Source organism: Solemya pervernicosa gill symbiont, from assembly GCF_002020875.1.
Lineage (GTDB): Bacteria > Pseudomonadota > Gammaproteobacteria.
The window spans coordinates 1-5,280 of record NZ_MPRL01000106.1; the positions used below are offsets into that span (position 1 = coordinate 1).

The following is a 5,280-nucleotide window of genomic DNA, read 5'->3' on the forward strand; positions in this document are numbered from 1 at the left end:
TTCTTCGTCGTTCGCTCGCGCTCTCAACTACGAATATACAGACGGCGTCGACTATCGCGGACTAACCGCCTTCGCTTCGCTATCCATGGCGGTCAGCGGTGGTTGGCAGGAGCCATTCTGCTCGCCACCTATCTGATGATCTTCAGTGAGGTCTGCCACCGTAGCAACGTCGCCATTATCGGCGCAGTCGTGATGGTCGGTTGTGGCACCATGTTCGGCTTCTACAGTCAGGAGCAGGCGATGCAGGCGCTCGACGGTAACACCCTGTTACTGCTCGCTGGCATGATGATGGTGGTGGTGGTGATGCTGCGCTCTACCGGTGGATTTGAGTATCTCGCCATCAAGATCGCCAAACTCTCTGGTGGAGATCCCCGACGCCTGTTGATCTACCTCACCCTGGCGGTGAGTGTGATCTCGATGATTCTCGACAACGTCACCACGGTACTGATCTTCGCCCCGCTGACGGTCCTGATCACCCGCATACTCACTATCAATCCAATGCCCTACCTGATGGCCGAGGCGATGCTCTCCAACATCGGAGGCGCTGCAACACTGGTCGGCGATCCACCCAACCTGATGATTGGTAGTGCAGGCAACATCCCCTTTGTCGAGTTCTTTATCCACATGGCACCGATGGTGGCGGTAATCTGGATTGCAACCACACTGCTGCTGCTCATCCTGTTTCGTAAACAGCTCAGCAGCGAAAACCCTATGACGCTGCTCGATCTTGACGAGACACGCGCCATCACCGATCCGGCAGGACTCAAACGCGGCCTGTTTGCACTGGCTGTCGTCATCGTTCTCTTTTTTGTCCACCACCGCATCCACCTCTACCCCAGCTACGTCGCCTTTGTCGGTGTGTCGATTGCGATGTTGCTCAATCGCCCTGCACCCGAGCCACTATTCGGCAAGGTCGAATGGTCGGTGCTGATCTTCTTTGCCGGGCTATTCATTCTGGTCGGTGGGGTTGAGGCCTCGGGGCTACTTGATCTGATCGGCCATCAACTCGCCGCAGCCGCACAAGACCCTGAGCAACTGCTAATAGCCTGCCTGCTGCTAATGTGGGTCTCGGCACTGATCTCAGCCATGGTCGACAACATCCCCTTCACGGTGGCGATGATCCCGATCATCACCGGCCTGGAGTCGAGTGGCGTCAACATCACCCCGCTCTGGTGGGCATTGGCAATCGGCGTCGGTCTGGGTGGCAACGGTTCTCACATTGGCGCTACAGCCAATATCATCTGTATCAGCGAATCGGAACGGTGTGGCATTCCCGAGGCACGTATAACGCCGATCGCATGGTTGAAGATCGGTATACCGGCAATGCTCAGTGGACTGATGATCTCCTCCGCCGCCCACCTGCTTTTCTTCAGCTACTTCGCATAATCACAACCAGTGTGAGTCCATCGTCAGAAGAGCTCTCTTGGCGTACTATGCTCACGATCAGTGAATGGACATATTGAGTATTTGAAGTGAAATCCGAAATAAACGGCAACCCGACAGACCTACAAAGCACGCAGCAGAAACGTCCTAACAAAACAGCCAATCAAACGATTTTCATTTTAATAGCAGCTCTGCTATTTGCGCTTAGCTTCACCTACAAACCACTCTACACCGACAACCAGAACACTAAGTTCCTGATTGCTGCCGGGCAGACCAATCATGGCCAACTAAGTCAGGACTGGCTCGCAAACAGTATCGATCCACTTCCCATCTTCACCGCAATCATCAGAGCCTTCTATGAGTTGAATACGATAGAACTCAGCTATGCAGCATTTTTATTACTGCTACTACTCTACTTCCTTTCACTCAACGCCATCGCCGAAAAACTATTCTCAATTCAAACCGGCAGCCGAGCGTCATTCATATTTATCCTGCTATTTTTCTCCTTACACTACGCGATACCAAGCGTTGCCACAGGAGGCATGGCTTACCAATATCTTCTGGGCAACTACTTTCAGCCCTGTGTTTTTGGTATTTTTGTTTTTCTTTCGATCAATAGCTTTCTTCGCAAACAGACCCTTTTCAGCTCGCTGTGGCTTAGTGTAGCGGCACTGTTACACCCTGGCGCGTATATCTTCCCCTCACTACTACTGACAGCCAGCTATGGCTTCATCATCTACCGCGAACAACGATCCCTGCTTCGCGCACTCACACCTACCATTATCTTTAGCGCTCTGCTGGCACCGCTACTTATCTACTACTTCGGTGCGCTTGGCCCAACCAGCCCAGAAGCGTGGCAACAGTCGATCGACATCCTTTCCAGAGAGCGCATCCCCCACCACACACAGGTCTCTCACTGGCTTAGTCTCTCTACTGCAATTCAACTGGGTATATGCATCAGCGCACTCTGGCTACTTGGAAGAAAATCCAGACTCTTTCTACCACTCACCGTTCTGTTTTCATTTATTACCTTAGCCATCATCGCCCTCTATCTCTTTGAGTTGCCAGCCATCTCTTTTGCAACACCGTGGCGTATCTCGGTCCTTTTGATACCGCTATCCAGCACCGTTGTTGCTGGCTGGATTGGGAATCACCTTGCAAGATGGTTAGATCATCGACTCCCGAACAGAGCGCTATATCTGATAGGTGCACTACTCATCATCCCCGCAATCATGTCAGGGATTAATAGCACTAAGGGAAAATTTAAACGTTACGCCAATAACGGAACGGAGCAACTCATTCAGACCGCAATCGCTCTGGCGGGTCAGGACAATCTGATTCTACTTCCGGTACGTGATCAGAGGCTCTATGCTTTCAGACTCGATACAGGCATACCGATTCTGGTGAACTGGAAATCACACCCCTACAAAGACACGGAGGTCATAGAGTGGCATAAACGTGTCGGTCTAGCAGATGATTTTTATTATTCAGATACAGCTACAGAGAGGAGAGATGCACTCACTCAGCTCATTGCAGAGTATGGGGTGACACACGTAATAACGACTCAGAAAATGGACGACCAGATGGCATCGCTATTCGCGCAAAAACCGGTCTACCAGGATGAACGTTATCGCCTCTATGAGGCCAGGATTGGAATAGCCAAGCCCATACTCCGTAAACCAGACCAACAGATCGGTGAGATGACTATTGGTACTGGTCGCTACGGAGGTTAATCAAGGGTTCTAAACGTGCTCAGCCTCTTTACGCAGCTTCTCTGCCTGCGCCACTAGCGTATCTGCCGTGTGCTCCATCGCCTCAAGCACGGCGGTACTGATCGCCGACTCCACCAGCAGAGCCAACTCGTCAAAGTGACGACCACCCACATGCTGGCGTCCGCTATCGCTGAGCTTCTCTTTAAAGACGTCGACCACATGCTGTGCATGGATCAGATGTTTGCGTGTCATGTCTGTATCTCCAGATAATTATTAACTATGTTCCATCGTCTCTGGCTTGAGGATAGAAGGCGCTATTCATCCGCCTCTGTAATCTCTCTGGCGCTGCCAACGATCAGGTGATCGGGATCAGAGACAACCTTGGGGTCTTTGTTTGGATAGTCGAGTCGATTGAGGATGTGGCGCAGCGCATTGATTCGCGCCCGTTTCTTGCAATCGGACTTGATCACCGTCCAGGGGGCATCAGCGGTATCGGTATAGAAGAACATCGCCTCCTTCGCCTCGGTGTACTCATCCCATTTATCAAGCGAGGCGAGATCAATCGGGCTCAACTTCCACTGCTTGAGGGGATCGTTGCGACGCTGCTGGAAGCGGCGGAACTGCTCTTCACGGCTGACCGAGAACCAGAGCTTGAAGAAGGTAATATCACTGCGTACCAGCATCCGTTCTAATTCGGCTGCCTGACGCATAAACTCAAGATACTCTTTCTGGCTACAGAAGTTCATCACCTTCTCAACACCGGCACGGTTGTACCAGGAGCGGTCGAAGAGCACGATCTCACCCTCAGTGGGGAGGTGTTTGATATATCTCTGGAAGTACCACTGCCCCTTCTCTTGCTCGTTCGGTTTCTCCAGCGCGATAACGTGGGCGCCACGTGGATTGAGGTGCTCCATAATGCGTTTGATGGTGCCGCCCTTACCGGCCGCATCACGCCCTTCAAAGAGGATCACGATTCGCTGCCCGGTGTCCTTGACCCAGCTCTGCATCTTCAGCAGTTCGATCTGCAGCTCCGCCTTGAGCTTCTCATACTCACGTCGCCCCATCTTCTCATCGTAGGGGTAGTTACCATGCTTGAAGATATCGGTCTTGGTCAGCGGTTTGTTCTTCGTCTTACCCTTGGTACGCTTTGTGGCCGGAGCACTCTTTTTGCCCTCATCACCCTCAGCCGCTCCAGTCTCCAATCTTTGAACATTGTCAGTCGACATAATCGCTTCCTATCACTTCGGTAAATTCAAGTCTCTAAGACTATTCGCCTCGACGCCATCAAGCAAGCACAACCATCGCCGAAGCCACTGTTTTTTATATGTATTCTCTGAATTGAACAGGCATATTCGTCATAATTCAGAGTCCACATCTAATAATATCGACACATCTCTCAATCAATGTAGCCCCAATCACAATAATCCACACAACCGTCACTCAGCATTCACCACCAATCAACGAGTTACGCTTAATCTAGTGACAGTCCACCTCACTTTTAGCTATCAAAACAGATAAAAGAAAAATACCAATCAGAATAAGCGCCCGGCAATCGAGATGCCAAATCCAAACCTGTCGTCACTCATCAGCGGAACAGTCGTTACGTGGACCATCTACGTCCCCATATCGTCAGAGCATGGCGCAGCCGTCGGTATTCCTCCACTTGATCCTCACAAAAACGACAAGAGCCTCTCTATTCACACACCATTCTTACGCAGATCCAACCATCGATTGTGTACCCGCATCATGAAATTAGAGAGATCGCATGACCTTCTGATAATGACATCGGGAGCGCAGTGATTGGTGAGTTACAAAAAAGCGTGAGGACGACATTGTCTGTGGCTCTAATCCCGGGGCTATTTAATATGAGACAACAATTCGCAACTCGATATGGAGCGCCTTAGTCACGCCTCATTTATTAGGCCGAAAAAAGGGGAGCGTTTGCTCCCCTTATCTATTCTGGTCCGTAGCAGACTAATAAAAGCTCTGCATGCCGGTCCATTATTTCGCTTTCTTTAGTGCCTTCTTCAATTTTTTGAGTTTCTTCTCCTGCTTGGAGACCTTACCCTTACGTGCCTTAATCTCTTTTTCCGGGGAGTCGCTATTTTTGCGGAAGCTTGTTTTGGGCATCCAAGCCCAAGCAAGCGGCAAATACTTAACGCGACCGTTTATGCCTACGGCGCCC

The 5,280-nt window shown here is 50.9% G+C and carries 5 protein-coding genes; 2 read left to right on the plus strand and 3 right to left on the minus strand.

The window, feature by feature from the left end:
* The first annotated feature begins 102 nt into the window (after positions 1-102).
* Positions 103-1,386 carry an ArsB/NhaD family transporter gene (locus BOW52_RS16050; RefSeq protein ID WP_236725788.1) on the plus strand — a complete coding sequence of 428 codons (1,284 nt, stop codon included), beginning with the start codon at positions 103-105 and terminating at the stop codon, positions 1,384-1,386.
* Positions 1,387-1,472: 86 nt separating this feature from the next.
* Positions 1,473-3,116 carry a DUF6798 domain-containing protein gene (locus BOW52_RS16055; protein WP_078485094.1) on the plus strand — a complete coding sequence of 548 codons (1,644 nt, stop codon included), beginning with the start codon at positions 1,473-1,475 and terminating at the stop codon, positions 3,114-3,116.
* A gap of 9 nt (positions 3,117-3,125) precedes the next feature.
* Here the strand turns inward: BOW52_RS16055 and BOW52_RS16060 are convergent, their stop codons facing one another.
* The 3 genes from BOW52_RS16060 to BOW52_RS17575 all read right to left on the minus strand — a co-directional run.
* A complete protein-coding gene (locus BOW52_RS16060) occupies positions 3,126-3,347 on the minus strand; it encodes a hypothetical protein (RefSeq protein ID WP_078485095.1) in 222 nt (73 codons plus the stop codon).
* A gap of 62 nt (positions 3,348-3,409) precedes the next feature.
* A complete protein-coding gene (ppk2, locus tag BOW52_RS16065) occupies positions 3,410-4,321 on the minus strand; it encodes a polyphosphate kinase 2 (protein WP_078485096.1) in 912 nt (303 codons plus the stop codon).
* A 775-nt stretch (positions 4,322-5,096) separates the two neighbouring features.
* Positions 5,097-5,280: hypothetical protein (locus tag BOW52_RS17575; protein ID WP_078485097.1), on the minus strand; the 184-nt coding region annotated here is incomplete at its 5' end.